A 26,710-nucleotide genomic window follows, 5' to 3' on the forward strand; every position below is an offset into this window, starting at 1 on the left:
GACGTCGGCCAGCCCGTCGAACGCGACCGGCAGCCCCAGCGGGTCGACCCGCTCGGCGGTGATCCCGTCCCACCGTCCGGGCGACGGAGACCAGCGGCGTGCTCGTGCCGGTAAGGGGGTTTCCGGCGAACGGACCCGCCCGCCGGAGACCCCCTCATGTTCCGCAGCAAGCGCTCGACAGGCTTGTCCGGATCAGAGGACCGACAGGTCGATCGCGTGCGCCATCGCGCGGTAGCCCGCGTCGTTGGGGTGCAGCTTGTCGCCGCTGTCGTAGGCGGGCAGCAGTGCGTCCGGGTCGGCCGGGTCGGCGGTGGCGCGGTCGAAGTCCACCACCGCGTCGAACTCGCCGGAGGTGCGGATCCAGGTGTTGACCTCGTCGCGCACCGCCTCGCCCGCCTCGGTGTAGTACAACGCGCCCTTGTACGGCAGCAGGGTCGCGCCGACGACCCGGACGCCCTTCGCGTGCGCCTGCCGGATCAGGGTGCGGTAGCCGGCGACCAGCTCGGCCGCCGTCACCACCGGGTCGGGCTTGGCGCAGTCGATCGGGAAGTTGCTGAACCCGATGTCGTTGATGCCCTCCAGCAGGATCACCGTGCGCACGTCGGGCTGCCCGAGCGCGTCCCGGGCGAACCGCGCGGTGCCCTTCTCGCCGAAGCACGCCGAGTCGTTGAGCACCCGGTTGCCGCCGATCCCCGCGTTGACGACGTTCTTCGTGCCGCGCAACCGCTCCGCCAGCTCGTCCGGGTACCGGTTGTCACCGTCCACTGTGGACCCCGCGCCCTCGGTGATGGAGTCGCCGAACGCCACCACCACGTCCCGGCGCGGCGTGCGGTCGACGGTCTCGACCCCGCTGAGGTAGAACCAGGACTCCGACTGCTCGCCGAACGCGGCGGCCGAGGTGTCGGCCCGGTGGTCGCCGGACGCCCGGTAGCTGGTCGCGTCGGCGAACAGGTGACCGGTCGCCGGGCCGGTCTTCCCGGCCAGGTAGAGCGTGACCGTGACGCGCTGCAACGGTTCCACCGGCAGGAACGCCACGTCGCTGACCAGCTCGCCGCCGGTCCGCACGGTGGTGGAGCGGTGGCCGCCGAACGTCAGGTGCCGCACCGAGCCCGGCCGCACGGCCGCACCCTCGGCGGACCGGGCGACCGTCGCGCCGGCGACCCGCAGCGGCGTGGACCCGTGGGCGTTGGACAGGCGGACGCGCACCGCCGGCCCGCCGCCGGAGATCCGCACCACCTGGCGCACGGTGTGGTTGTCGAAGCCCTGCGAACCCCAGTTCGGGCCGAACGCGTCGGTGAGCTCCTGCGGTGACGCGGTCCAGGTCGCCGCCCAGCCGGGGTGCGCGGACGCGACCGGCGTCAGCACCGCCCCGAGCACGGCGGCGAGCAGGACTGCCGCGATCTTCTTCATCGAGTGACCCCCGTGGTCGATTTCCGAACCCGATCAACCGCCGCAGGAGCGCGTTTGTTCCGGCGGGGCGATGAGCGGGAGGTGGAACGGATCCGGGGCCGTCCGCCTACCGCCGTTCGTGTGAAACTCGCCGAAGCGCCTGGCCGGTACCCGCATCCCTCGCTATCCCTGTGTCGGGGGAACCAGGGGGGAAACCATGTCCATGGAGTTCAGCCTGCTCGGAGAAGTCTCCGCGCGGGCACGGGGGAAGTCGGTCGACCTCGGTCCGGCACGCCGGCGCTGCGTGCTGGCCGCGCTCGCCGTGGACGTCAACCGGGTGCTGGCGGTCGGCGAGCTGATCACGCGGGTGTGGGGTGCCGACCCGCCGCCCCGCGCGCGGGCCACGCTGTCCAGCTACGTGTCCCGGCTGCGCCAGGCGCTGGGCGGCGGTGCGCCGATCGTGCTGCGCTCCGGCGGGTACCTGTTGCAGGCCGCGCCGGAGTCGGTGGACCTGCACCGGTTCCGGGAGCTGCGCGACCTCGCGCGGACCGCCGACGACCACGCCGCCGAGGAGCTGCTGACCGAGGCGCTGGGGCTGTGGCGCGGCGCGGCCCTGACCGGCCTGGACGGCGACTGGGCCGACGAGCAGCGGGCGCGGCTGGGGCGCGAGCGGCTGGACGCGGAGTCCGACCGGGTGGACGCGCGGCTGCGGCTGGGCCAGGGCGAGCAGCTCGTGGCCGAGCTGTCCGCGCGGGCCGCCGAGCACCCGCAGGACGAGCGGGTCGCCGGGCAGTACCTGCTCGCGCTCTACCGCTCGGGCCGGACCGCCGACGCGCTGGAGCACTACCGGCGGGTGCGCGCCCTGCTGGTCGAGCGGCTCGGCGCCGACCCCGGCCCGGCGCTGCGGCAGCTGCACCACCGCATCCTCAACGCCGACCCGGCGCTGGACCCGGCACCGCGCGCCGAGCGGGCCGCGGTGCCGCGCCAGCTGCCGGCCGCGCCGGGTTCGTTCGTCGGCCGGCGCACCGAGCTGGACCGGCTGGGCGGACCGGGCTCGGGGGTCTCCGCGATCACCGGGCCGGGCGGCGTCGGCAAGACGTGGCTCGCGCTGCACTGGGCGCACCGCAACCTGGACCGCTTCCCGGACGGCCAGCTGTTCGTCGACCTGCGCGGGTACAGCGCCGACCGCGCGCCGCTGGAGCCGGCGGCGGCGGTGCGCGGGTTCCTCGACGCGCTGGGCGTCGAGCGCGACGCGATCCCGGCCGACCCGGACGCCGCCGTGGGCCTGTACCGCAGCCTGGTCGCCGACCGGCGGCTGCTGGTCGTGCTGGACAACGCCCGCGACGTGCGGCAGGTGACCGCGCTGATCCCGGGCGGCGCGCGGTGCGCGGTCGTGATCACCAGCCGCAACGCGCTGACCGGCCTGGTGGCCACCAGCGGCGCGCGGCCCGTCCCGCTGGACCTGCTGAACGCCGACGAGGCGCGGGAGCTGCTGGTGCGGCAGGTGGGCGCGGCCCGGGTCGACGCCGAGCCCGCCGCCGTCGACGGCCTGCTGCGGCCCTGCGCCGGGCTCCCGCTGGCGCTGGGCATCGTGGCGGCGCGCGCGGCGACGAGCCCGGAGCTGCCGCTGCGGGCGCTGGCGGACGAGCTGCGCGACGAGGTCGACCGGCTCGACGCGTTCGACACCGGCGACCCGGCGCTGAGCCTGCGCGCCCTGTTCGACGCCTCCTACCAGGCGCTGGACCCCGACCCAGCGCGGTTGTTCGGGTTGCTGGGCCTCGCGCCCGGACCGGACCTCGGGCTGCCCGCCGCCGCGTCGCTGGCCGGGCTCCCGGTGCACCGGACCCGGCTGCTGCTCGGCGCGCTGGAGGCGGCGAACCTGGTGGTGCGCCAGCGCCGCTACCGGATGCACGACCTGGTGCGGCTGTACGCGGCCGACCGGGCGGGCGCGGACGAGGAGGCGGTGCGCCGGCTGGTGGACCACTACGTGCACAGCGCGTTCGCCGCCGAGCGCCTCCTGTACCCGGCGCGGTTCCCGATCGACCTGGGCCCGGCCGCGTCGGGCTGCGCGGTGGTGCCGCCCGCCGACGAGACCGCCGCGTGGGAGTGGTTCCAGGAGGAGTACCGCTGCCTGCTCGCCGTCCAGCGGGTGGCGGCCGAGGCGGGGCTGCACGACCGGGCGTGGCAGGTGGCGTGGACGCTGGAGACGGTCCACCAGCGGCAGGGCCTGCACCGCGACATGCGCGACGCCTGGGGCATCGCGCTGACCTCGGCGCGGCGGTCGGCGGACCGGGACGTCCAGGTGCTGGCCCACCGCAGGCTGGGCTACGCGCACTTCTGGCTGGGGGAGCACGACGACGCCGTCCGGCACCTGCACCGGGCGCTCGGGCTGGCCGACCGGCCGGGCGCCGAGGTGCCCCGCGCGCACACCCACTACTCGCTGGCCCAGGCGTGGACGCGGCAGGGCCTGCACTCCCGCGCCCTGCGGCACGCCACCACGGCGCTGGACCTCTACCGGGTGCACGGCGAGCCGCTGGACGTGGCCGAGGGGCTGAACATCGTGGGCTGGCTGGAAACCCGCCTGGGCCGGCACGAACCGGCCCGCGCGCACTGCGAGCAGGCGCTCGCGCTGTACCGGGAGCACGGCGACGAGGAGGGCGAGTCGGCGGCGCTGGACAGCCTCGGCCACACCGCGCACGAGGCGGGCTGGCACGCGGAGTCCCTGCGGTACTACCGGGAGGCGCTGGCGCTGTGCCGCCGCCTGGGCCGGACGCTGGCCGAGGCGGAGGTCCTGGACCGGGCGGGCCACGCGCACGCCGCCCTCGGCTCGCCCGACGAGGCCCGGCTGCTGTGGCAGCGGGCGGTGGAGCTGTACCGCCGGCACCACCGCGCCGAGGACGCGGACCGCGTGGAGTCGGCCCTGTTCAGCCACCACTGACCGGGCCGTCAGCGCTGGTGCGGCACGAAGACGGCGTCGTCGGGCGAGCGGCGTTCGGGGATGGCGCGCGGGCGTCGCCGCCCGGTGGCGATGCCGTTGACGACGTGGTGCCGGGCCTCGCGCCGGGTCCAGCCGTCCACGCCGAGGTGTCCCGCTGCCGCGTCCAGCAGCACCTCCCGCGCCGCGCCCTCGTCCAGGAAGCCCGCGCCGACCAGTTCGCCGAGCCGGCACGCGGCGGTGAACAGCACGTGCGCCCGGGTGCCGGGCAGGGCCGACCGGACCCGCGCCACCTCGCCGTCGACCACGGCCGCGCGGTAGGCGCGCACCCGGCGCGGCGCGGGCGGGTCGGCGGCCGGCCGGCCCCCTCGGTCCGGCGAGTCGGCCCGGGGGTCGGCGTCCGGCGGGCTCAGCGCCGCGACCAGCCAGTCCGGGGCGGGCGCGACCGGCAGGTCCCGGACCACCTTGTAGAGCCGCAGCCCGCTCGTCGTGTGCCTGATCGAGCCCTGCGCGGCCACGTACCCGCCTGCCGCGCGGGTGTCGACGTGCCGGCCGAGCTTGCCCGCCGTGTTGCGCAGCGGCGCGTCCGGCGCGCGGAAGTAGCGGTGCTCTCCCCCGCTGGGCGTGGCGACGGTGTAGGTGTCGCGGGGGTCGTCGGCCCCGTGGGCGCGCGCGAGGTCGGCCAGCACGTCCCGCCCGTGCGGCACGCCCTGGTCGAGGTCCACCACGAGCAGACCCGCCGCCCGGCAGGAGATCCCGACGTTGTAGGGCCGGTGCTCCCACCACGCCAGCACCTGGTCCGGGTCGAGCGTCGCCCGCCGGTCCCAGTCCCGCAGCGCGGGCACCTTCCCGTAGGGCCGCAACGGGATCACCGGCCAGCCCCGTTCGACCGCCGCGACCGCCGCCGCCAGCCTCGCCCGCTCCCCGCCCATGGTCGGCCCCCTCCGCCTCACGGCAACGGGGGAAGCGCGCCGGCCTCCATTGTCCGGCGGGACGGCGGCCGGCGTACAGGTGCGTCCGGATGACATCCGCCGGTAACCGCCGGTCAGGGCGGCCCCACGCCGGCGGACGGCGTCCCGCCGGGACCGGGCGGTCGGCCGTCACGGGGCTCCGGTGGGCTGCCGGTAGACCGCCACCAGCACGCCGTGGACGGGCTCGCCCGCGCCGGCGTCGGGGGTCCGGTCCACCAGGTCCTGCAACGCCCGGCCGAGTTCCTCGGCGGCGGCGGGCGTGAGCCGGACGTGCCGGAGCGCGACCAGCGCGGTCGGGTCCTGGCCCGCTTCCTCCGCGACCGCGCCGAACATCGCGTTCGTGTGCTCCGCGCCGGGTGCGGCGAACGACAGCCGGCGGGCCGTCCGCTGGTAGTACTGCTCGGTGCCGCCCCGGACCTGCCGGGTCTCCACGACCCGCACCAGACCGGCTTCCCGCAACACCTTCAGGTGGTGGCCGATGCTGCCCTTCGCGGCCTTCAGCGCCACGGCGAGCCCGCTGGTCGTCGCGGGCTCGCGGCCCAGCGCGAACAGCAGGCGCTGCCGCAGGGGGTGTGCCAGCGCCTTGAACTGCTCCGGCGTGCCGATGTCCACGGTCTCGTCCACCGGCCAAGTGTCCAATTCTCTTGACGCTTTTACAACCGCGCTGCTCTACTCCCGCCGTGGACACCGCGAAGATCGTCGACCGGACCCGTGACCTGCTGCGCGAGCACTACGTCTTCCCCGACGTGGCCGCCGCGCTGGACCGGCTGCTCGCCGAGCGCACCCCCGACTACGCCGCCGCGACCACCCCGGTCGAGCTGGCCGGCCTGGTCACCGCCGACCTCCAGTCCGTCAACGGCGACCGCCACCTGCGGCTGAAGCACCACGAGGAGGAGATCCCGGAGGCCGACGACGCGGCGGTCGAGCAGGGCGACGCCCGGCTGTTCGCCGGGTCGATGGGCGGCGTGCCCCGGGTCGAGCGCCTGCCCGGCGGGGTGGCCGTGCTCGAACTGGCCCCGCTGCTGGCCCCGGTCGAGTGGGTCGGCGAGGTGGTCGCGGCGGCGTTCACCCTGGTGTCGCGGGCCGGGGCGCTGATCCTCGACCTGCGCGCGAACCGGGGCGGCGACCCGCGCACGGTGGCGCTGGTGTGCAGTTACCTGCTGGCCGAGCCGACCCACCTCAACACCATGTACCACCGCGAGGACGAGAGTTACCAGCAGTTCTGGAGCCTGCCGTACGTGCCGGGCCGGGTGTTCGGCGCGGACAAGCCGGTCTACGTGCTCACCAGCGGCCGGACCTTCTCCGGCGCGGAGGAGCTGGCCTACGACCTCCAGCAGCTCGGCCGCGCCACGGTCGTCGGCGAGCGGACCGGCGGCGGCGCGCACCCGCGCCGGGGTTTCACCGTCCACCCGCACCTGGAGGCGACCATCCCGACCGCGCGGGCGATCAACCCGGTCTCGGGGACGAACTGGGAGCTGGTCGGCGTCGTCCCGACGATCCCGGTGCCGGCCGCCGACGCGCTCGCCACCGCGCACCGCGAGGCGCTGGCCGAACTGGTCCGCCGCGACGCACCGACCGCCGGCGAAGCCGCGGAAGCGTTGGCGGAGCAGACTTCCTGACCCGTACTGCCGCCGGTCCGCGACGGGCGGTGTGCGGGGTCCGCGTGCGCGTGCGGACCCCGCACAGCCGTGTCAGCGCACCACTTCCCGCGCCCAGGAAGCGACCGCCGAGTAGTACTGGCCCGCGTTCGGGGCCAGGTTGATCGAGTGCCCGTAGCCCTCCAGCACGTAGGTCCGGAGGTCGTTGTAGTAGGGCGACTCGTCGGCGTGCAGCGTGGCGGCGCTGGAGCAGTTGCTGGCCAGCAACCCGCACACCGTGCCGTCGTACTGGCCGGTCACGACCAGCACCGGCACGTCGATCAGCTTGCTGTAGGGCAGCAGCACCGCGACGCCGAGCCCGTCGACCGCCTCGGTCGGCGCGAAGACGTCCTTGGTCCGCTCGTCCAGCGCCTTGAGCGGAGCGGGCAGGAAGCCCGGCGCGTGGAAGTCGTTGTAGCGGGTGCCGGGTGAGGTGGTGAGGTAGCCCAGCGGGTAGGCCAGGCCGAACTTGGGGTCGAGGTTGGCCGGGATCATGCTGCCCAGCACGGTGACCACGCCCGCCGGGTTGGCCCGGTGGGTCAGGCCGGTGACCAGCACGCCGTCCACGTCGTGGTACGTGCCGGCCTCCAGGATCGCGATCGACGAGCCCAGCGAGTGCCCGCCGACGATCACCTTGTCGTAGGACGGCCCGTAGGCCCCGGACCGCAGGCCCCGCACCACCTGGTGCACGGCGTCGGCCTGGACGAAGCTGGTCAGCGTCAGGCCCAGCGGCTTGGAGCTGGACCCGGTGCCCAACCGGTCCACGGCGAGCGTGGCGAACCCGGCCGCGTTCTGCGCGTCGCGGAACGAGTGCGCGCCGTCGTCGTAGTGCCAGTACGAGCTGTTGTAGGTCGATCCCGGGATCAGGACCTGGACGGTGGTCGCGCCGCCGGCGGGCGAGCACAGCTCCCCGTGCACGGTCTCGCGCTGGCCGAGCACCGTGACGGGGGCGTAGACGTCGCGGCACGAGGACGCGGCGGCGGCCGGTGAGGCGGTGAGGAGGGACGAGGCGACGAGCAGCGCCGCCGCGCCGACGACGAGTGAGGGGCGCAAGGTGGGGATGACCTCCGAGGTTCAGGGGACGGGTTGGGACCGGGTGGTCACCGGGCGCGATCGGGAACGCGCCCGGTGACCTCAGGGGGTGTGCGGAGCGGCCCCGGCGGGACGGCCCGGTGGAGCGGCCCGGACGGCGCTGCGGAACGGCATCCGGGTCGGATGTCCGCGTGAACTCGTCCACACCGCCGGGAATTGCGCACGTCTTCCCGGAAGTGCCCGCTGCCACCGGTTCGCGCCTTACCAGACTCCCGCCGACTCGCGGAAGTAGGGCCACTCCCCCGGCGCACCGGGGCGCGGTCCGCCGCCGGCTCGCGGCGGGTTGCGGAAAACGCCTGGTGAGCCGAATCCGACCAGCCGGAATCGCGTTCCCGGCCCGCCGGACCGACTTCGGCGCGCGCGAATACCACCGGGTTCCGGAACCGCATTTTCGCGGTTGCCGCGAGCTGTTCCCGCAGCTCGACCGGGGCGGCACGGGGCACGGCACGAGCCGCCGGACGGCGTCCGACAACTGTGCGAGCCTCATGTTCCACGATTCCGGCGGTCATCGACGTAAGCCTCCAGCCGGGATTGACCGCGAGCACTCTATGCTCCGTTCAGACGCCGTGGGGATCGCGCATTCGAGTTAAGTTGCTGGATCGGCTGGTGCCCGCGCGCACGACGCTGTTGGATGTTCGGGTTACTGAGGGACTGGAGTGCGCCATGACCGACTTCGACTGGGTGCCCGAGGGCGTCGACACCACCATTCCCAGCGTGGCCAGGGCATACGACTACATGCTGGGCGGCGCGCACAACCTGGCCGTCGACCGCGCGATGGCGACCGAGGCCGCGCGGCTGCTGCCCAGCACCCCGCGCCTGGTGCGGATGAACCGCGCGTACCTCCGGAGAGTCGTCACCCACCTGGTGGAATCCGGGATCGACCAGTTCCTGGACATCGGCTCCGGCATCCCGACCGTCGGCAACGTGCACGAGGTCGCGCCCGACGCCAAGGTCGTCTACGTCGACAAGGACCCGGTCGCCGTCGCGCACAGCGAGCTGCTGCTGTTCGGCAACGAGAACGCGACCGTCGTGCAGGGCGACCTGCGCGACCCGGACGGCCTCCTCTCCCACCCGCAGGTGCTGCGCCTGCTGGACTTCGACCGCCCGGTCGCCGTGCTGATGCTGATGGTGCTGCACTTCGTGCCGGACGCGGACGAGCCGTGGCAGCTCGTCGCCCGCTACCGCGACCACCTCGCGCCCGGCAGCTACCTGGCCGTCTCGCACGTCACCGACGACCGGCAGAGCGCCGCGTGGCGCGGGGTCGCGCGCACCGCCGCGCAGAGCCGGGACAGCCTGAACAACCGCTCGCACCCCGAGGTGCTGGAGTTCTTCGAGGGCTTCGAGCTGGAGGAGCCCGGACTGGTCGGCTGCGGCCTGTGGCGGCCCCAGGGGCGCGGCGACATCTCCGACAACGCCGAGGAGAACACCCTGATCTACGCCGGCCTCGGCCGCAAGCCCGCGAGCGGGAGCCGCTGACATGACCGCTGCGCTTCCCCAGGACGCGGAAGGACTGCGCGCCCGCGCGAAGCTCGCCAAGAAGTGGACCTACCTGCTCAGCTCGCGCACGTTCATCCCGCTGAGCACCACCGAACTCGAACGGCACCTGCTCGGCCTGGTCGAGCGGCTGTGCGCGGGTGTCGGCAGCGAACCGCTCACCCAGAAGGTCGGCCGCGAGGTCGGCGCGGCGCTGGTGGACCTGAACTGCACCGCGCCGGAGGGCCTCCAGGTCTCGGTCGAGGTGGTCAGCAAGGGCCTGCTCGGCATGACCGGGCTGGGTGCGCCGGACCGGCTGCGCGACCGCGTGGTGGACGTGATCGCCGCGCTCGCCGCCGGGTTCGTGGAGCGCGTCCGGGTGTCGACCCTGGAGCAGCAGGAGCAGCTCGGCCGCTCGCTGTACAAGGCGATGCGCCAGGCCCAGCTCGACCTGGAGGTCAGCACCACCCGCAACGAGCTGATCGAGGGCTTCACCTCGACCGGGGTCGCCACCACGGACCTGCAGGCGACCCTGCTGCGGGTCAACGGCGCGCTGGCCCGGATCGTGGACCACCCGCAGGCGGAGCTGACCGGCCGGGCGCTGTTCGACCTCGTGCACCCGGACGAGCAGGACGGGCTGCGCAAGGACTTCGCGCAGCTCACCGATGGCGGCACCACGTCGATCACCCAGCCGCGCAAGCTGCTGCGCGCGGACGGCGAGATCGCCTGGGTGACGCTCACGCTGTCGCCGCTGCGCCGCTTCGAGGGCGGCAACCAGGTGATCGTGCTCGCCGAGGACGCGACGGACGTGAACCTGCTGCAGGGCCAGCTCAACCACCAGTCGCTGCACGACGTGCTGACCCGGCTGCCCAACCGGCAGTTCTTCACCAGCCGGCTGGAGCAGGCGCTGCGCACCGCCGACCCGGCGACCGGCGTCACCGTGTTCCACCTGGACCTCGACGGCTTCTCGCTGATCACCGGCGGCCTGGGCCGCGAGGTCGGCGACCACCTGCTCAAGGTGGTCGCCGCGCGGCTGGAGGAGGTGGTGGCCGAGGAGACCGCGATGGTGGCGCGGTTCGGCTACGACGAGTTCGCCATCCTGGTGGAGAACACCGGCACCACGCCGGACGTGGTGACGCTGGTGCGGCTGATCAACGACAAGCTGTCCGTGCCGTTCGAGTCGGACGGCCACCGGATCGCCTGCACCGCCACCATCGGCGTGGTGCACCGGCCGCCGCGCGACGCCTCGCCGCACGACCTGCTCGACTCGGCGGACCTGACCCTGCGCCGGGCCAAGGGCAACGGCCGGCGGCAGTGGGAGCTGGCCGACCCGACCCGCGACGGCCTGGACCGGCGGATGTTCAGCATGGCCGCGACCATGCACGGCGCGTGGGAGAACGGGGAGCTGCGGGTCGAGTACCAACCCGTGGTCCGGCTGTCGGACCGGCGGATAGTGGCCGCCGAGGTGCTGCTGCGCTGGGACCACCCGAAGCTGGGCGCGGTGCCGCACGACCAGTGCCTGGCGCTGGCCGAGGACACCGGGCTGGTGGTGCCGCTGGGGTCCTGGATGCTGCGGGTGGCCACCGAGCAGGCCGGCGCGTGGCGGCGGCAGCTCGGTCGGGACGTGCCGGTGCGGCTGTCGCTGACCCGCAGCCAGGCGACCGACCCGGAGCTGGTCGGCACGGTGCGGGAGTCGCTGTCCGACGCCGGCCTGAGCCCGGGTTCGCTGTGGCTGGGCGCTCCCGCCGACGTCGTGCTGGGCGAGGAGGAGCCGGCCGACGACCTGCGCATCCTGGCGGAGAGCGGGGTGGGCGTGGAGGTGGACGGCTTCACCGCCGCGCCGGCGGACCTGCTGCGGGTGGCGGACTTCCCGGCCCGCGCGGTCCGCATGTGCCGCCCGCTGACCGACCAGCCCGCGCCGGTCGTGGCGCGGCTGCTGGCGCACATGCTGGGCGTGGTCCGGGACGCCGGGGTGGCGGTGTCGGTGTCGGGCGTGTCGACGCCGGCCCAGGCCCGGTGGTGGCGGGAGGCCGGGGCGGAGACCGCGTCCGGTCCCCTGTTCGCCCCCGCCGGCCCACCGGACGCGATCGTCGAGTAGCGCCACCGCCCGCCCCGCGCCGGGCGGGCGGCCCGCGCGGCCTCCGGCACTCGCCCGGCCGGGCTGTCCGCGAGACCGGCCGCCGGGCGAGGTGGCACCGCCCACGCGGCGGGCGGGCAGCCCGGCCACCCGCCGGGCCGGGTGACTCCCGAGGCGGGCCGACGGGCGGCACCGCTCACGCGGCAGCCCCGTCACCCCGCCGAGCGGGCGCTCCGCGAAGGCACGGCTCCGGTCATGCGGCGGGGTGGGTCGGGGTCAGGCCGCAGAGGCGGTCGGCCACCGACCACAGCTCCTCCTCGCGCGCCTCGTCGTACGACTCCGCCGACGACCGGACGGCCGTGCCCCGGTCGACGTACGCGCCGCTGTCGCCGGGGCGCGGGCCGGTCAGCGCCTCGGCCAGGGTGCGCCCGGCCTTGGCCGGGCCGGTGCCGGCGGGCGTGGCCCGCAGGAGCTGGCCGACCGTGGCCACCAGGAGGCGGCTGACCGGGCCGGCGTCGCGGATCAGGCCGGTGCCCGGCACGAAGCCGGGGTTGTAGCTGTACACGTCGACCCCGCGCGGCAGCCTGCGCCGCAGCGCGTGCACCAGGTACACCACGCCGAGCTTGCTGGTGGCGTACGCCTCGCGGCCCGCGCGGGTGCCGCCGGGTCGCGGGGTCGCCAGCGCGGCGGGGTCGCCCCAGCGCGGTGCCGGGACCACGGCGAGGCTGCGCTCGTCGCCGCCGAAGTGCACCTCGCTGCCCACCACGACGATCCGCGCCGGGGCGGCGAACGCGTCGAGCAGCAGGGTCAGCAGCAGGTGGTACGCCAGCACGTTGACGCCGAAGGTCATCTCGAACCCGTCGGCGGTGGTGGCGTCGGTCGAGGTCATCTGGAGCCCGGCGTTGCCGAGGAACCCGGTCAGCGGCGGGCGGTCGGCGAGCAGGGCGCGCACCTCGGCCGCCGCCCGGCGGATGTCGGCCAGGGACGCCAGGTCGCACCGCACGGTCGTGACGTTCGGGTTGCCGGTCTCCCGGGTGAGCCGCCGGGCGACGTCCGCGCTGCCGCGCACGAGCAGCACGAGGTGGTCGTCCGGGCGGGTGCGCAGCAGGTGGGCGGCGGCGTGCCGGCCGAGGCCGCGCGTGCCGCCGGTCATCAGAGTCGTTCCCATGAGCGCTCCTGGTACGTAGTACTAACTGGTACTCAGTACCATAATGGACGACGTACCGCCGCGCTATGCTGACCGCCATGTCCCTCCGGCAGCGCAAGCAGCAGCGGGCCCGCGAACAGATCGTGGACGCGGCGTTCGCGCTGTTCGCCGAACGCGGGTTCACCGACGTCACGGTCGCCGACATCGCCGAGCGCGCGGAGGTCGGCCGGACCACGTTCTTCCGCTACTTCGGCGACAAGCAGGAGGTCGTGTTCTCCGACGAGCAGCGGATAATCGACGACTGGACCGCCCGCTACCGCGCCCTCCCGCACACCGCCGACGTCCCGGACGCGATGGTCCGGCTGCGGGAGTTCACCGTCGCGCTGTGCCGCGAGATGACCGCCGACCCCGCGCACTACGTGCTGCACGAGACGCTGCTCGCCGACAACCCCGAGCTGCACGACCGCTCGATGCGCAAGCTCCAGCGGCTGGTCGCCGCGATGAGCGAGGAGCTGCGCGGGCGCGGCGTGCCCGAGCCGGCCGCGACGCTCGCGCCGCAGGTCGCCCTGGCCTGCTACCGCACCGGCCGGCACACCGCCGGGGTCGACCCCGCCGCGCTGCCCGGCGCGGTGGACGCGGCGTTCGAACAGCTGTCCGAGTTCACCTCCGGAAAAGCGCCCTTCCCGCCCTGATCGGCCACCCGGATGGACTAGGTTCGTCCCGTCATGCGACTCATCGGACGGGACCGCGCCACCGAGGTGCTGCGCACCGAGATCGACCGCGCCGCGCGCAGCCACGGCGGCCTGGTCCTGGTCGCGGGCGAACCCGGCATCGGCAAGACCGCTCTGGTGACCGGCGTGGCCGACCTGGCCCGCGAGCGCGGCGCGCTGGTGCTCGCCGGCTCGTGCTGGGACTCCGGTTCCGCGCCCGGCTACTGGCCGTGGGTGCAGGTGGTGCGGGCGCTGCGCCGGGCCGCCGACCCGGCGCAGTGGGCCGAGGTCGACCGCGAGCGGCTGGACGTGCTGCTCGGCGAGGCGCCCGCCGACCAGGCCCCGGAGAGCTTCCCGCTCTACGACGCGGTGACCTCCGCGCTCGTGGTGGCCTCGCAGCGGCGGCCGGTCGTGGTGGTGCTGGAGGACCTGCACTGGGCGGACGTGGCATCGGTGCGGCTGCTGGAGTTCGCCGCGCGGCACACCTGGTTCGAGCGGGTGCTGCTGGTCGGCACCTACCGCGACGCCGAGGTCGAGGCGGACGGCCACCCGCTGCGCCCGCTGATGTCCCCGCTGGTCAGCCGGGCGACGTCGGTGACGCTGACCGGGCTGTCGGAGGCCGAGGTCGGCGAACTGGTGGCGGAGACCGCCGGGCGCGCGCCGGACGCCGCGCTGGTCGCCGAGGTGCACCGGCGGACCGGCGGCAACCCGTTCTTCGTCGAGCAGACCGCGCGGCTGTGGCAGGGCGGCAACCCGGTGACCGCCATCCCGCCCGGCGTGCGGGACGCGTTGCGGCACCGGCTGTCCCTGCTGCCCGAGCCGGTCGGCGGGCTGCTCGGCCGCGCCGCCGTGCTCGGCCGGGAATTCCACCGCCAAGTGCTCGCCGCGACCGCCGGGCTGCCCGTGCCGCACGTGGACCGGCTGCTCGACCAGGCTGCGCAGGCCCGGCTCGTCCGGGCGCTGGGCGCGGGCCGGTTCACCTTCGCCCACGACCTGGTGCGGGAGACCCTGTACGACGCGCTGGAGGACGTGGCCGACCGGCACGCCGCCGTGGTGGCCGCGCTCGCCGACGCCTCGCCCGACCAGGCGACCCCGGCCGAGCTGGCGCGGCACGCCTTCCTGGCGGGCCACCGGCTCCCCGAGGAGCGGGTGGTCGACCTGCTGGTCGAGGCGGCGCGCGACGCCGACTCGCGGATGGCCGTGGACGAGGCCACCCGCCACTACCGCCGCGCGCTGGAGCGGACGACCTCTCCGCACCGCCGCATCGGGCTGGAGATCGCGCTCGCGCAGCAGTTGTTCTTCTGCGCCCCGTCCGAGCAGTCCGCCGCCCACTTCGACCACGCCGTCGAGCTGGCCCGCGAGCACGACGCGCCGGACGTCCTGGCCCGCGTGGCGCTGGCCCGGTACCGGTTCGTGGACGTGGGCGAGGAAGGTCTGGCCCTGCTCCGCGAGGCCCACGACCGGCTGATCGGGCCCGCGCCCGACGAGCAGGCGGACGTGCTCGCGCGCGCCCTGAGCGTGCGGGTCGCCGACCTCGCCCGCGACGGCCAGGACGACGTGGCGCTGACCGACGGCCTGTGGGCGGCGCACGACACCACGTGGGGGCTGGGCACCGCCTCGGCCCGGCTGGAGCTGGTCGGCGAGCTAGCCGACCTGGCCCGGCGCACCGCCGACCACGCGTCGGAGGGCTTCGCCGCGTCGCTTCGCTGGGTCGTGCTGCTGGAGCTGGGCGACCCCCGCTACCTGGACCAGTTGCGGGCGTTCACGGCGAAGGCCGACCGCTGGGCGATGCCCCGGTTCCAGTTCTCGTCCGCGATCGACCGGAGCATCATCGCCGCCTTCCGGGGCCGGTTCGGCGAAGCGGAGTCCCTGCTGGCGCGGGCGGACGCGCTCGGCGGTGACGACGCGAGCGGCTTCCGGATGATGCACGTGCACCTGCGCTGGGCGCTGTACCAGTTGCAGGGCCGGTACGACGAGCTGGACCGGCTGGACCTGGAGGGCTACCCGTACCCCGACCTGCTGCGCGGCCTCACCGCCGTGAACCGGGGCGACCTCGACACCGCGCGCGCCGTGCTGGCCGCGTACGACCCGCGCGACGACCGGTTCCTGCGCATGTTCGAGCCGCTGTGGACGCGGTTCCGGGCGCACCTGGCCTACGCGACGGGCGACCGCGCGCTGGCCGGGTCGGTGCGCGCCGAACTCGCCGACCACCGGGGCCAGTGGCTGGTGTCGCTGTACGGGTGCGACCTCAGCGGCCCGGTCGACCTGTGGCTGGGCCTGGTGGACCTGGTGCTGGGTCGGCACGGGGACGCGGTCGCGGAGCTGACCGCCGCGCGGCGGTCGGCGGAGGTGATGCAGTCCCGCCCGTGGGCCGAGGAGGTGCAGCGGTACCTGGCGGTGGCGTTGCGCGCCAACGGTTCCCCGGCCGGGGCGGACGCCCGTGGCACGGCGTCGGCGCGACCGTCGCCCGGCCGCGAGCCGGTCGACGAGTTCCGGCGGGACGGCGACGTGTGGTCGCTGTCCTACCGGGGCACGATCGCGCGGATGCCGGACTCGAAGGGCTTGCGCGACCTGCACGTGCTGCTGGGCAGTCCGGGCGTGCCCGTGGCGGCGGTGAGCCTGCTCGCGCCGGAGGCCGTGGCTGCGGCGCGGCTGGGCGGCGACCCGGTGCTGGACGACGAGGCGAAGGCGGCCTACCGGCGGCGGCTGGAGCGGCTGGATGAGGAGATCGACAACGCCCACGACGACGCCCGCGCGGCGGCGCTGGACCGGGAGCGGGCCGCGCTGCTGGAGGAGCTGCGCGCGGCGGCGGGGCTGGGCGGCCGGACCCGCCGACTGGGCGACGAGGCCGAGCGCGCCCGCAAGACGGTGACCGCGCGCATCCGCGACGCGCTGCGCAAGCTCGCCGACCGCCACCCGGAACTGGCGGAGCACCTGCGCGAGCACGTCTCGACCGGCTCGACGTGCCTCTACTCCGGTGCCGCGCGCTTTCGGCTGTGACGCCGCACGGCGCGCGCAAAACCCGGTGAGCGCTGAAACCCGTGCACACACCGGAGGCCGTGCCCCGTGACGGGGCACGGCCTCCGGCGCATGGTCACTTGCGGTTGTACAGCCGGATGGTCAGCGCGCCGAACACCACGACGAACCCCACGCCGTAGGCCAGCGTCCACAGCAGCGCCGAGCCGTCGGCCGCGCCCGCCATCAGCGAGCGCACCGCCTGCACCAGTTGCGTGATCGGGTTGACCTCCACGAACGCCTGGAGCCACCCCGGCATGGTGGCCGGCTCGACGTAGACGTTCGACAGGAACGTCAACGGCATCATCACCATCATGCTGACGCCCATCACGGACTTCTCGCTGCGCATCAGCAGCCCGAACATCGTCCACACCCAGGAGAACGCGAACGAGAACGCCACCAGCACAGCCACGCCCAGCACCACGCCGACGAACCCGCCGCCCGGCCGGAAGCCGAGCACGAGCCCCACCACGACGATGGTGAACGACGCCAGCAGGTACCGCAGCAGGTCGCCCAGGATGGAGCCGACCAGCGGCGCGGGCCGCCACACCGCGAGCGTGCGGAACCGGTCGAACACGCCCTTCGAGATGTCGGTGTTCACCGCCACCCCGGTGTACATGGTGATCATGACGACGCTGGTCACCGTGATGCCGGGCAGCAGGTACTGGAGGTACTCCCCCGGCGACCCGGCCAGCGCCCCGCCGAACAGGTAGGTGAACATCAGGATCATCATGACCGGGAACGCCGTCACGTCGAACAGCTGCTCCGGCACGTGCTTGATCTTGAGCACCGCCCGCCACCCGAAGGTGAGCGACGCGGACAGCGGTCCGGGGCGCTTCGGCGCGGCCCGGTCCAGCAGCACGCCGGCCAGGTCGTCCACCTTGGGCGCGGCGAGTGCGCCGGTGTTCTCGGTGACGGTCACGCCGCCGCCTCCTTCTTGTCGGTCAGGGCGAGGAAGACCTCGTCCAGGCTGGGCTGGCCGAGGGAGAAGTTGTCCACGGTGATGTCCGCGCGGGCCAGTTCCGCCAGCGCCCGCGCGGCCTGCTCGGTGGCCCGGCCGGACAGCCGGGCGGTCAGCGCGACCGGGTCGGTGTCGAGCAGCACCTCGGCGTCGAGCACGCGGGCCAGCAGCGCCCGCGCGTCGGCCCGCCGGTCGGCGTCGCGCAGCCGGACGTGCACCGCGCCCTCGCCGACGGACGCCTTGAGCTCGCCCTTGGTGCCCTCGGCGATCACCCGGCCCCGGTCCACGACCGCGATCCGGGACGCGAGCTGGTCGGCCTCGTCCAGGTACTGGGTGGTCAGCAGGACGGTGGTGCCGTGCGCGACGACCGCGCGCACGATGTCCCACACCTGGTTGCGGCTGCGCGGGTCGAGGCCCGTCGTCGGCTCGTCCAGGAACAGCAGGCGCGGGGTGTTCAGGATGCTCGCGGCGATGTCCAGCCGCCGCCGCATCCCGCCCGAGTAGTGCTTGACCTGCTTGCCGGCGGCCTCGGTGAGCCCGAACGCGTCCAGCAGCTGTGCGGCGCGGTCCCCGGCGTGCCGGCGGCCGTGCCCGATGAGCCTGCCGAGCAGGACCAGGTTCTCGGTGCCGGTCAGGTCCTCGTCGACGGACGCGTACTGGCCGGTGAGGCTGACCAGCCTGCGCACGGCGTCGGGGTCGGCGCGCACGTCGTGTCCGAACACCCGCGCCTCCCCGCCGTCGGGGCGGAGCAGGGTGGCCAGCATCCGCACGGTCGTGGTCTTGCCCGCCCCGTTGGGGCCGAGCAGGCCGTAGACGGTGCCGGTGGGCACGGTCAGGTCGACCCCGTCCACCGCACGGGTGTCGCCGAAGACCTTCACCAACCCCGAGGTTTCGATCGCGTTCACGGTTTCTTCCTTCCTCATGAGACGTAGGGGTGGGCGTGCCGCGCGCCGCGCAGCGCCGCCGCCCACCAGGTGAGCTGGTCGAGCATCGTGGTGGCCGCCCGGTGGCGGTGCTCGGAGTCCAGCGGCTCGTCGTCGAGCAGGTTGACGCCGACGCCGTTGCGCATGGTCACGACGTGCAGCTCGGTGAAGACGGTGCGCAGGTGCTCCACCGCGTACACGCCCTCGGACCGGTGCCCGTAGGAGACGAAGGCGGCGGGTTTGGCGTGCCACTCGTCGTAGGCGTAGTCGATGGCCTGCTTGAGCGACGCGGGGAAGCTGCGGTTGTACTCGGGGGTGACGACGACGAACCCGTCGGCCCACGCGACCCGGTCCACGAACCGGCGCATCGCCGGCGTGGGGTGGTCCGGGTAGGACGCGGGGAACTCGTAGTCGGCCAGGTCGACCACGCCGCACTCCACGTCGGACCGCAGGCCCACGACCTCGGCGGCCCAGCGCCCGATCGCCTCCCCGGCCCGGCCCTGGCGCGTGCTGCCGATGATCACGGCGATGTGCAGCGGCTGCATCCGGCACCTCCTCACACCCTGAAGGCGCGAGACGGCCCGCCAGCTCGGATCTGGCACCTCTGCCAGGCGCTGAGGAGCGGGCCGGCGGACGGTGCGCGGCGGGTGGAGTGCTCGTCCGGCCCGGAAAAGCAGGAAGGGCGGCCCGTGAGGACCGCCCTTCCGAGGAGTGCCGACCGATCAGATGCGACAGGTGTCCAGCGAGCTGACCAGGATCGCGCGCGCACCGACCCGCCACAGCTCGTCCATGATGAACGGGGCGTCGTCGCGCGGCACGAGCGAGCGCACGGCCACCCAGCCCTCGCGGGCCAGCGGCGACACCGTCGGCGACTCGATGCCGGGCACCAGCTTGAACGCCTCTTCCTGGGTGCTGACCGGGCAGTCGAAGTCCAGGATCACGTACCGGCGGGCGATCAGCACGCCCTGGAGCCGGCGGTGCAGGATCTCCACCGAGCGCACCGACTCCGGCACGTCCTCGACGGTGTCGCCCTGGATGAGCACCGCCTCCGACTTCAGTATCGGCTTGCCGAACGTCTCCAGGCCGGAGGTCTTGAGCGTGATGCCGGTTTCCACGACGTCCGCGATGGCGTCCGCGACGCCGAGTTCGACGGCGGTCTCCACCGCGCCGTCCAGCCGGACCAGCTTGGCCTTGATGCCGTGCTCGGCGAGGTGGTCGTCCACCAGGTGGGGGTAGCTGGTGGCGATCCGCTTGCCCTCCAGCCCGGCCGAGTCGGAAATGGTGCCGGGCCGGGAAGCGAAGTAGAACGACGCCTTGCCGAAGCCCAGCGGCAGGATTTCCTTGGCTTTCACCGTCGAATCGAGCAGCAGGTCCCGGCCGGTGATGCCGACGTCCAGCGACCCCTCGCCGACGTAGACCGCGATGTCCCTCGGCCGCAGGAAAAAGAACTGCACGTCATTCGCCGGGTCGGCCACGATCAGCTCACGCCCGGACCGATGGACCCGGTACCCCGCCTCGGCCAGCATTTGCGCCGCGGGAGCACTCAGGGAGCCCTTGTTGGGCAGGGCGAAGCGAAGAGGAGCCATGGCGCGCAGTCTCCCACACACGCCGGGTTGCCCTGACCTGGGGCCGGCGTCCTGTCCCAGGGAATGGAACCGGGCCGGTGCCCGCCGCGCGCCGACGCGCACCGCCGGTCGGCCGGGGTGGCGCGAGCGGCTCGGGCCCGGACGTGCGGCGACATCCGCCGACCGACTCCGGGCGGCCTTTCCGACAATTCCCGGGCGTCCGGACCGGCGGTATCGGCGAAAGAAGTCCGGTATTTCCGGAATTCACCCGGAGGGAGTACGGCAGTCCTCCTGGGGACCGTTCCCCGCCCGTTGTGAACGGTCTCAGGAATCCGGGCGGAGCCACCAGGTGGCGGAGGCCACCGTCTCGAAGCCCAGGGAGTCGTAGAGCGCTTTGCCGGCCTGCGCCGACGACAGGGTGCAGGGCACGCCCTCGCTGTTGAGCACGCCGTGCATCAGCGCTCTCCCGACGCCCTGCGAGCGGTGCGCGGGCAGGGTCGTGACCCAGTAGAGGCCACCGATGCCGTTGTCCACGACCGACAGGCACGCCCCGGCGACCTCGCCGTCCCGGCGCACCAGGAACAGCCGCATCCCGTCGTGGTCGAGCAGTGCCGGGGTGAACGCCTCCCCGTACGCGAACCCGGGCAGCGGGAACCCGTCCACGACCACCCGTTCGGCGACCGCGAGCTGGTCGGGCGTGCCGACCGGCGTCACCTCCAGGTGCGGTTCCGGCAGCGGCGAGGGCGGGCGGAACATGACTGGGAGCTGCTGCGGGACCAGGCCCCACGCGCCCGCGTCGACGGTGCCGTACGGGTCCTCGACCATGGCCTCGCCGGGCGCGGTGGTGATCAGCCGGGCGATGGCGGCCAGGTCGTCGGCGTCGGGCTCCGGCCGCAGGACGAGGACGCGCACCAGGGCCGGGCCGGTCATCGCGGTGAAGCCGGGGCGCTCGACCAGGCCGTGGCCCCGGGTCCGGGCCAGCGCGGCCAGCAGGTACCGGGCGTTGCCCGTGGCGAGGTCGAGCGCGTCGGAGGCGGAGGTGGTCATGATCCGACTGTAGGCGGGCGGTCGCCCCGGCCGGGGCGGCGGGTCAGGACCGGTTGAGCAGCCGCTCGAACGGCACCAGGTCGGCGAACCCGTCGGCGGGCCCGGCCGGTGCCCGCAGCACCTCGGCGGGTGCCCGGCCTGCCGGAGCGCGGTCGGCGGACCCGTCGGCGTGCACCCGGCCCGCCAGCGCGCCGACGAGTTCGGCCGCCGCGCGGTCGATCCGGTCGGACAGGCCCTGCGGCGAGCCCCAGTCGCCGGACGCCGCGTACACGGCGGTCGGCACGACGTCCGCGCGCAGGTAGGCGAACAGCGGGCGCAGCGCGAAGTCCAGCACCAGCGAGTGCCGCTCGGTGCCGCCGGTCGCGCCGATCAGCACCGGCTTGCCGACCAGCGACTCCGGGTCCAGCACGTCGAAGAACGACTTGAACAGGCCGCTGTAGGACGCGTTGAACGTCGGCGTCACGGCGATCAGCGCGTCCGCGCCGACCACGTCGTCCACGACGGCCGCCAACCGGGGGCTCGGGAACCCGGTGACCAGGTTGTCGGCGATGTCGCGGGCGACGTCGCGCAGGTGCGCCGACCGGACGGTGACCGGGGTGCGCGTGCCGACCGAGGCGGCGAGCCGGTCGGCCAGCAGGTGGCTGGACGACGGCTCGCCGAGCCCGGCGGAGACCACGGCGAGGGTCGTCATCGGACCGCCGCCGTCCGCAGCGACCCGTGGGTGGGCGCGTCCGGCACGTCGGCCGGGCGGCCCGAGGCGAACTCGGCGCGCAGCACGGGCACGATCTCGCCGAGGTGGTCGAGCTGCTCCAGCACGGTCTTGAGCGGCAGGCCGGCGTGGTCCACCAGGAACAGCTGCCGCTGGTAGTCGCCGAAGTGCTCGCGGAAGGTCAGCGTCTTGTCGATGACCTCCTGCGGGCTGCCCACGGTGAGCGGGGTCTGCTCGGTGAACTGCTCCAGCGACGGGCCGTGGCCGTAGACGGGGGCGTTGTCGAAGTACGGCCGGAACTCGCGCACCGCGTCCTGGGAGTTGGGGCGGATGAACGCCTGCCCGCCCAGGCCGACGATCGCCTGGCTCGCCGTGCCGTGCCCGTAGTGCTCGAAGCGCTCGCGGTAGAGGGTGATCAGCCGCATGAAGTGCTCCTTGGGCCAGAAGATGTGGTTGGCGAAGAAGCCGTCGCCGTAGTAGGCCGCCTGTTCGGCGATCTCCGGGCTGCGGATGGAGCCGTGCCACACGAACGGCGGCACGCCGTCGAGCGGGCGCGGGGTGGAGGTGAAGGACTGCAACGGCGTGCGGTGCCTGCCCTCCCACGTCACGACGTCCTCGCGCCACAACCGGTGCAGCAGGTGGTAGTTCTCGATCGCCAGGTCGATGCCGTCGCGGATGTCCTTGCCGAACCAGGGGTACACGGGTCCCGTGTTCCCCCGTCCCATGATCAGGTCCACCCGGCCGTCGGCCAGGTGCTGGAGCATCGCGTAGTCCTCGGCGATCTTCACCGGGTCGTTCGTGGTGATCAGGGTGGTGGCGGTGGACAGGATCAGCCGCTCGGTGCGGGCGGCGACGTAGCCGAGCATCGTGGTGGGCGAGGACGGCACGAACGGCGGGTTGTGGTGCTCGCCGGTGGCGAACACGTCCAAGCCGACCTCCTCGGCCTTGAGCGCGATGGCGACCATGGCCTTGATGCGCTCGGCCTCGGTCGGCGTCCGCCCCGTGGTGGGGTCGGGCGTGACGTCCCCGACGGTGAAGACCCCGAACTGCATAGCCGCTCCTCGATCCAAGTAGTTGCGAGTTCAACTACTCGGTCCAACCGTACCCCGACCGCGCCTATTCCGTCGCCACCGGGTGGCGCGGGCCACGCCCCGGGCCATGACCTCCGAGCCGCGGTCGCCATCGGCATCGCAGGCGCGGCTCCGGGCGCTTGCAGTCCGCACCAGCCCACCGTCGACGTGGTGCGGCAGCCGGTCGCCTGGACACCCCTGCCGTCGAACCGATCCGACCGGACTCACACACCACTGGTGTTGCAAACCGGCTACGGGCAACCCGCATCGACCTCGCCGAACCATGCCGCAACCCGACCGGATCCCATAAGGGAACCAGGACGAACCGAATGTAAACCGGCATACCCAGCGATAGACCCCCAAGTCCGCAAGCGTTTTTCCGCGCGAGCGGGGTGGCCCCTCGACGGTGACGACCTGGGTGATGCGCTTGTCGTCTTCCCCGCGCGGCGGGGGTGGCCCCCGCCCGCCATGCGAGCACGACGTGACTGGCACCGCAGACGTGGAGGGGACCATCACAACACCTGCCGTGGCTGCCATTCCGGATCTCGCCGGACGCATGACGGTTGTCGCTGCGATAGGTGGCCGGTGAGCTGCGGGCATCGGCGCAGCCGTTGATCCCGAAGTTGTTCACGGCCGCGTTGTGGCGTCGCCTGCATCAGGCCGTGCTGGGCGAAGAAGGGGCGATCCGACCGGCCCGAATCCGATCGACTCCGGTAGGCCGAGTTCGAAGATCCTCACCGTCCCGACCGCGCCGGGCTCACGTTGACCGTCTGCATCTTGGCCGCCATGCCGAAAACTATTGCGGCCCCTCATTCTTGCCGCAGCGTTGACCTGCTTCACCGGCGACATTGCAGACCTGACACCGGGGGGTAACGAAGACCTTCGGTGTGCGATAGAACGATACCGGCACCACCGAATCCGCATTTGTGCGGAAACCGTGTCCAAAAAGGAGAACCACCATGTCCCGGATCGTCTCCTTCTTCGCCGCAGTCCTGATGACTGCGGCGTCTGTCCTGTTCGCCACGTCCGGCACGGCGGCTGCCGCAGGTCTCGACGTCACGTGCACCCCGCCCAGCAGTGCGAGCCTGCTGTTCGACCCGCCCGCGACCAACCACCCGCAGGACATGACGCTCACCGTGTCCCGGCAGTACGGGCCGTGCGTCTCGGCCACCCGGCCGGACATCACCTCGGGCGTCTCGACGGCCACCGGCACGGTTTCGGGCAGAACCTGCCTGAGCCTGGTCGGCGCGAACGCGCTCACCATCCCGATCACCTGGAACACCGGTGAGACGTCCGTCCTGTCCGGCAACAACGTGTCGAGCCTGAGCGGCCTCACCCTGACCGTCGTCACGACCGGCACGGTGACGTCGGGCGTGTTCGCGGGAGCGACGTTCGTGCACACCATCGTCTACCCCAGCACGAACATCCTGCTGTGCAACCTGGGCCTGGACACCTTGTCCGGCCTGTACGGCCAGGTCGTCCTGGAGATCATCACCCCGTGAGCCGGAAGCCCACGATCCCCACCGGGTCCGCCGGGTACCGGAGGGTGCGGTGGGGCGGTGCCGAGGAGTGCGCGGACCGCGACCGGAGGGCGCGGCTTTCGAGCCGCCGTCGCCGTCGCCCCTGAGCCGGAGGCGCTGCGCGCCCGTGGGGCTTAGGGCGGTGCGCAGCCTGTCGGTGGCCGCAGGCGAGGGGTCGGTGGTGCGGTCTGCCGGCAGACCACCGCTGTGCCACCGGGCACCCGCAGGAACGCCCGGGCTTCACCACGGGCCGGGTTGTTACTTGAACATGGCATTCATTAACATCACGGGGTGACCGCCACCCTCGACGTGCCCGCGCGCGACTTCAGCCGCTACCTGACCGCCCGCCTGCTGTCGGTCGCGGGCAGCCTGGTCTCCGTCGTCGCGCTGCCCGTGCTCGTCTACCAGCTCACCGGCTCGGCCGGGTGGACGTCGGCCGTCGCCATGGCCGAAGCGCTGCCCTACCTGGTGTTCGGCCTCCTCGCGGGTGCCGTCGCGGACCGGGTGGACCGGCGGCGGCTGATGGTGTCGATGGACGTCGTCGTGGCGGTCGGGCTGGTGACCGTGCCGCTCGCCTGGTGGCTCGACGTGCTGACCGCGCCGCACGTGGTCCTGGTCGCGTTCCTCGCGCAGACCGCCTTCGTGTTCTTCGACGCCGCGAACTTCGGCGCGCTGCCCTCGTTGGTGGGCAAGGACAAGCTGACCGCCGCCTACGCCACGCTGTTCGGCCGGTCCACCGTGGTCGAACTCGTGGTGCCCGGCCTGGCCGGCCTGCTGGTCGCCACCGTCGCGCCGGCCGGCCTGCTCGCGGTCAACGCGGTCACCGCCGCCGGCTCCGCGATGCTCGTCCGCGCGATCCGGGGCGCGCTGTCCACCCCGCGCGCCGACGCCACCACCCTGGTCGGCGACATCGGCTCCGGGCTGCGCTTCCTGTGGCGGCACGACATCATCCGCACCCTGACGCTGATCGGCGCGACGCACTCGGCGGCGGCCGGCGCGTGGGTGGCGATGCTCGTCCCGTACGCGGACAAGGTGCTGGGCGTCGCGCCGTCCGGCGATCCCCGGCTGGCCGCCCTGTTCAGCTGCTGGGGCGTGGGCGCGCTCGTCGCCTCCCGGCTGCTGGCACCGCTCACCCGGCGGTGGGGCGGGGCGCGGCTGGCGCTGGGCGGGCTGCCGGTCTCGTTGCTGTGCGCGGGCTGCGCGCTGCTGAGCACGCACTGGGTGGCCGCGTGCCTGGCCGCGATCGCCTGGGGCGCGGCGCACTCGACCGTGGTGCTCAACTCGATCACCTACCGGCAGCGGATCTGCCCGCCGGAACTCCAGTCCCGGGTGAACACCACGGCCCGGATGCTGTCCTGGGGCCTCGGGCAGCCCGCCGGCGCGGCGCTCGCGGGCGCGGCGGCGGTGGTCGCCGGTCCGCGCGCCGGCCTCGCGTCGGGTGCCGCCGTGCTGCTGGTCGGGGTCGCGCTGGCGTGGGCGACCCCGACCCTGCGCCGCGCGGCTACGACCGGTGCTGCGGACTAGGCCATTTCCAGCGGAATCCGTAGCCGCCCGGTCCGAAATCGAGGGCGACGCCCAGCAGCGACCCGCCCGCGTCCATTTCCACCGGGCGCACGTCCTCGTCCCCGTCGCCCGAATTCCGGTACAATTCGCATTCCACCGGGCGGGCCAGCGGGTCGAATGCGACCTCCAGCACGTATTCGCGCACCGGCAGCCGGAATTTGCGCCCGCAGTCGGTGGCGACCGGGTACGGCGGCCGGTTCACCAGCTCGTGCTCGATGACGATGCTGTCGCCCCGGCGCAGCGCCCGGTCGAACAGCAGCTCGGCGACCACCAGCCCGGCCGCCGGCTGGGCGACCAGCCGGCCCACCGCGCAGTGCCGCAGCGGGCGCAGCAGCGGCAGCGGGCGGTCCCGCTCGTCGACGTGCACGACCACCACCCAGCGGTCCGCGCCGTCCGCCTCGGCCCGCAGCACGTGCCGGGAGCGGGTGGCGCGCTCGCCCCGGTCCGGGCCGACGGTGACGAAGTCGTGCTGGCTCAACCTGGTCAGCCGGGCGTCCCAGCTCGTGTCGACCTGCCGGATGGCCCAGTCCACCTGGTCCGGGTCCGACCACAGGGCACCGATCGGGGCCGGCTCGTCGGGCACCCGCTTGAGCCACCGGCCGCGTGGCCGGGGTGGACCGAGCAGGCCGGCCAGGTAGCCCGTCGGCAGGGCCAGGATCTCCTCCAGGTGGCCGATGGCGGCCAGCGACGAGCGGCGTTCGGGCCTGCTGCGGCCCGACTGCCAGTAGCTCAACGTCGCCAGGCTGACCTTCACCCCGTGCTGCGCGAGGTGCTCGCGGATGCGTTCGAGCCCCAGCCCGCGCTCCGCGATGGCGGCCCGTAAGGCACCGGCGAATGTGTCCGTTCTCGCTGTGTCCATGGCAACTCCCCCTTGCTGCCCGTACAACGGTATTGCGCGGATCGTGC

The 26,710-nt window shown here is 73.8% G+C and carries 21 protein-coding genes; 8 read left to right on the forward strand and 13 right to left on the reverse strand.

The window, feature by feature from the left end:
- Window positions 1-192: 192 nt before the first annotated feature.
- Window positions 193-1,410, reverse strand: coding sequence for an SGNH/GDSL hydrolase family protein (locus AB0I60_RS12970; RefSeq protein WP_360728775.1), 1,218 nt, complete (start codon window positions 1,408-1,410; stop codon window positions 193-195).
- Between the two features lie 196 nt (window positions 1,411-1,606).
- Here AB0I60_RS12970 and AB0I60_RS12975 point away from each other — a divergent pair, with 196 nt between their 5' ends.
- On the forward strand, window positions 1,607-4,327 hold the full coding sequence (locus tag AB0I60_RS12975; RefSeq protein ID WP_360728778.1) for a BTAD domain-containing putative transcriptional regulator: 2,721 nt from the start codon (window positions 1,607-1,609) through the stop codon (window positions 4,325-4,327).
- 8 nt (window positions 4,328-4,335) lie between these two features.
- Here the strand turns inward: AB0I60_RS12975 and AB0I60_RS12980 are convergent, their stop codons facing one another.
- Both AB0I60_RS12980 and AB0I60_RS12985 read right to left on the reverse strand, forming a co-directional pair.
- Window positions 4,336-5,256 (reverse strand): bifunctional DNA primase/polymerase, encoded by a 921-nt coding sequence (locus tag AB0I60_RS12980; RefSeq protein WP_360728781.1) that lies wholly within the window; start codon window positions 5,254-5,256, stop codon window positions 4,336-4,338.
- Between the two features lie 168 nt (window positions 5,257-5,424).
- Window positions 5,425-5,919 (reverse strand): winged helix-turn-helix domain-containing protein, encoded by a 495-nt coding sequence (locus AB0I60_RS12985; protein ID WP_360728783.1) that lies wholly within the window; start codon window positions 5,917-5,919, stop codon window positions 5,425-5,427.
- Window positions 5,920-5,975: 56 nt separating this feature from the next.
- Here AB0I60_RS12985 and AB0I60_RS12990 point away from each other — a divergent pair, with 56 nt between their 5' ends.
- Window positions 5,976-6,914, forward strand: coding sequence for a S41 family peptidase (locus AB0I60_RS12990; protein ID WP_360728786.1), 939 nt, complete (start codon window positions 5,976-5,978; stop codon window positions 6,912-6,914).
- Between the two features lie 72 nt (window positions 6,915-6,986).
- On the opposite strand, the gene AB0I60_RS12995 is transcribed toward AB0I60_RS12990, so the two are convergent.
- Window positions 6,987-7,985, reverse strand: coding sequence for an alpha/beta hydrolase (locus AB0I60_RS12995; protein WP_360728789.1), 999 nt, complete (start codon window positions 7,983-7,985; stop codon window positions 6,987-6,989).
- A gap of 702 nt (window positions 7,986-8,687) precedes the next feature.
- On the opposite strand from AB0I60_RS12995, the gene AB0I60_RS13000 reads away from it, so the two are divergent.
- Window positions 8,688-9,500 carry an SAM-dependent methyltransferase gene (locus tag AB0I60_RS13000; protein WP_360728792.1) on the forward strand — a complete coding sequence of 271 codons (813 nt, stop codon included), beginning with the start codon at window positions 8,688-8,690 and terminating at the stop codon, window positions 9,498-9,500.
- Between the two features lies 1 nt (window position 9,501).
- The gene (locus tag AB0I60_RS13005; RefSeq protein WP_360728794.1) at window positions 9,502-11,595 is read left to right on the forward strand and encodes an EAL domain-containing protein; all 2,094 of its coding nucleotides are present in this window, start codon (window positions 9,502-9,504) and stop codon (window positions 11,593-11,595) included.
- Window positions 11,596-11,827: 232 nt separating this feature from the next.
- On the opposite strand, the gene AB0I60_RS13010 is transcribed toward AB0I60_RS13005, so the two are convergent.
- On the reverse strand, window positions 11,828-12,742 hold the full coding sequence (locus tag AB0I60_RS13010) for an SDR family NAD(P)-dependent oxidoreductase (RefSeq protein WP_360728796.1): 915 nt from the start codon (window positions 12,740-12,742) through the stop codon (window positions 11,828-11,830).
- A 77-nt stretch (window positions 12,743-12,819) separates the two neighbouring features.
- On the opposite strand from AB0I60_RS13010, the gene AB0I60_RS13015 reads away from it, so the two are divergent.
- Complete coding sequence (locus AB0I60_RS13015; protein WP_360728798.1) at window positions 12,820-13,413, forward strand: TetR/AcrR family transcriptional regulator; 594 nt, start codon at window positions 12,820-12,822, stop codon at window positions 13,411-13,413.
- Between the two features lie 33 nt (window positions 13,414-13,446).
- Window positions 13,447-16,431 carry an AAA family ATPase gene (locus tag AB0I60_RS13020; protein ID WP_360728801.1) on the forward strand — a complete coding sequence of 995 codons (2,985 nt, stop codon included), beginning with the start codon at window positions 13,447-13,449 and terminating at the stop codon, window positions 16,429-16,431.
- A 94-nt stretch (window positions 16,432-16,525) separates the two neighbouring features.
- On the opposite strand, the gene AB0I60_RS13025 is transcribed toward AB0I60_RS13020, so the two are convergent.
- The 7 genes from AB0I60_RS13025 to AB0I60_RS13055 form a co-directional block, all read right to left on the reverse strand.
- Window positions 16,526-17,326 (reverse strand): ABC transporter permease, encoded by an 801-nt coding sequence (locus AB0I60_RS13025; RefSeq protein ID WP_360729685.1) that lies wholly within the window; start codon window positions 17,324-17,326, stop codon window positions 16,526-16,528.
- A 38-nt stretch (window positions 17,327-17,364) separates the two neighbouring features.
- Window positions 17,365-18,330: an ATP-binding cassette domain-containing protein gene (locus tag AB0I60_RS13030; RefSeq protein WP_360728804.1), complete on the reverse strand. Its 966-nt coding sequence runs from the start codon at window positions 18,328-18,330 to the stop codon at window positions 17,365-17,367.
- A complete protein-coding gene (locus AB0I60_RS13035) occupies window positions 18,327-18,875 on the reverse strand; it encodes an NAD(P)H-dependent oxidoreductase (protein WP_360728807.1) in 549 nt (182 codons plus the stop codon). The genes AB0I60_RS13030 and AB0I60_RS13035 overlap by 4 nt, the downstream gene beginning before the upstream one ends.
- Window positions 18,876-19,052: 177 nt before the next feature.
- A complete protein-coding gene (gene hisG, locus AB0I60_RS13040) occupies window positions 19,053-19,916 on the reverse strand; it encodes an ATP phosphoribosyltransferase (RefSeq protein ID WP_360728810.1) in 864 nt (287 codons plus the stop codon).
- A 303-nt stretch (window positions 19,917-20,219) separates the two neighbouring features.
- Window positions 20,220-20,942, reverse strand: a complete 723-nt coding sequence (locus AB0I60_RS13045) for a GNAT family N-acetyltransferase (protein WP_360728813.1) — start codon at window positions 20,940-20,942, stop codon at window positions 20,220-20,222.
- A gap of 43 nt (window positions 20,943-20,985) precedes the next feature.
- Complete coding sequence (locus AB0I60_RS13050) at window positions 20,986-21,633, reverse strand: CE1759 family FMN reductase (protein ID WP_360728816.1); 648 nt, start codon at window positions 21,631-21,633, stop codon at window positions 20,986-20,988.
- The gene (locus tag AB0I60_RS13055) at window positions 21,630-22,703 is read right to left on the reverse strand and encodes an LLM class flavin-dependent oxidoreductase (RefSeq protein WP_360728818.1); all 1,074 of its coding nucleotides are present in this window, start codon (window positions 22,701-22,703) and stop codon (window positions 21,630-21,632) included. The genes AB0I60_RS13050 and AB0I60_RS13055 overlap by 4 nt, the downstream gene beginning before the upstream one ends.
- Before the next feature lie 977 nt (window positions 22,704-23,680).
- On the opposite strand from AB0I60_RS13055, the gene AB0I60_RS13060 reads away from it, so the two are divergent.
- Entirely contained in the window at window positions 23,681-24,223 is a 543-nt protein-coding gene (locus AB0I60_RS13060; RefSeq protein ID WP_360728820.1) for a hypothetical protein, read from the forward strand.
- A gap of 309 nt (window positions 24,224-24,532) precedes the next feature.
- Entirely contained in the window at window positions 24,533-25,765 is a 1,233-nt protein-coding gene (locus tag AB0I60_RS13065; protein WP_360728823.1) for an MFS transporter, read from the forward strand.
- Here AB0I60_RS13065 and AB0I60_RS13070 read toward each other — a convergent pair.
- On the reverse strand, window positions 25,743-26,663 hold the full coding sequence (locus tag AB0I60_RS13070; RefSeq protein WP_360728826.1) for an XRE family transcriptional regulator: 921 nt from the start codon (window positions 26,661-26,663) through the stop codon (window positions 25,743-25,745). The genes AB0I60_RS13065 and AB0I60_RS13070 overlap by 23 nt on opposite strands.
- Between the last annotated feature and the right edge of the window lie 47 nt (window positions 26,664-26,710).

The sequence above is a fragment of the Actinosynnema sp. NPDC050436 genome (genome assembly GCF_040655415.1).
GTDB lineage: Bacteria > Actinomycetota > Actinomycetes > Mycobacteriales > Pseudonocardiaceae > Actinosynnema.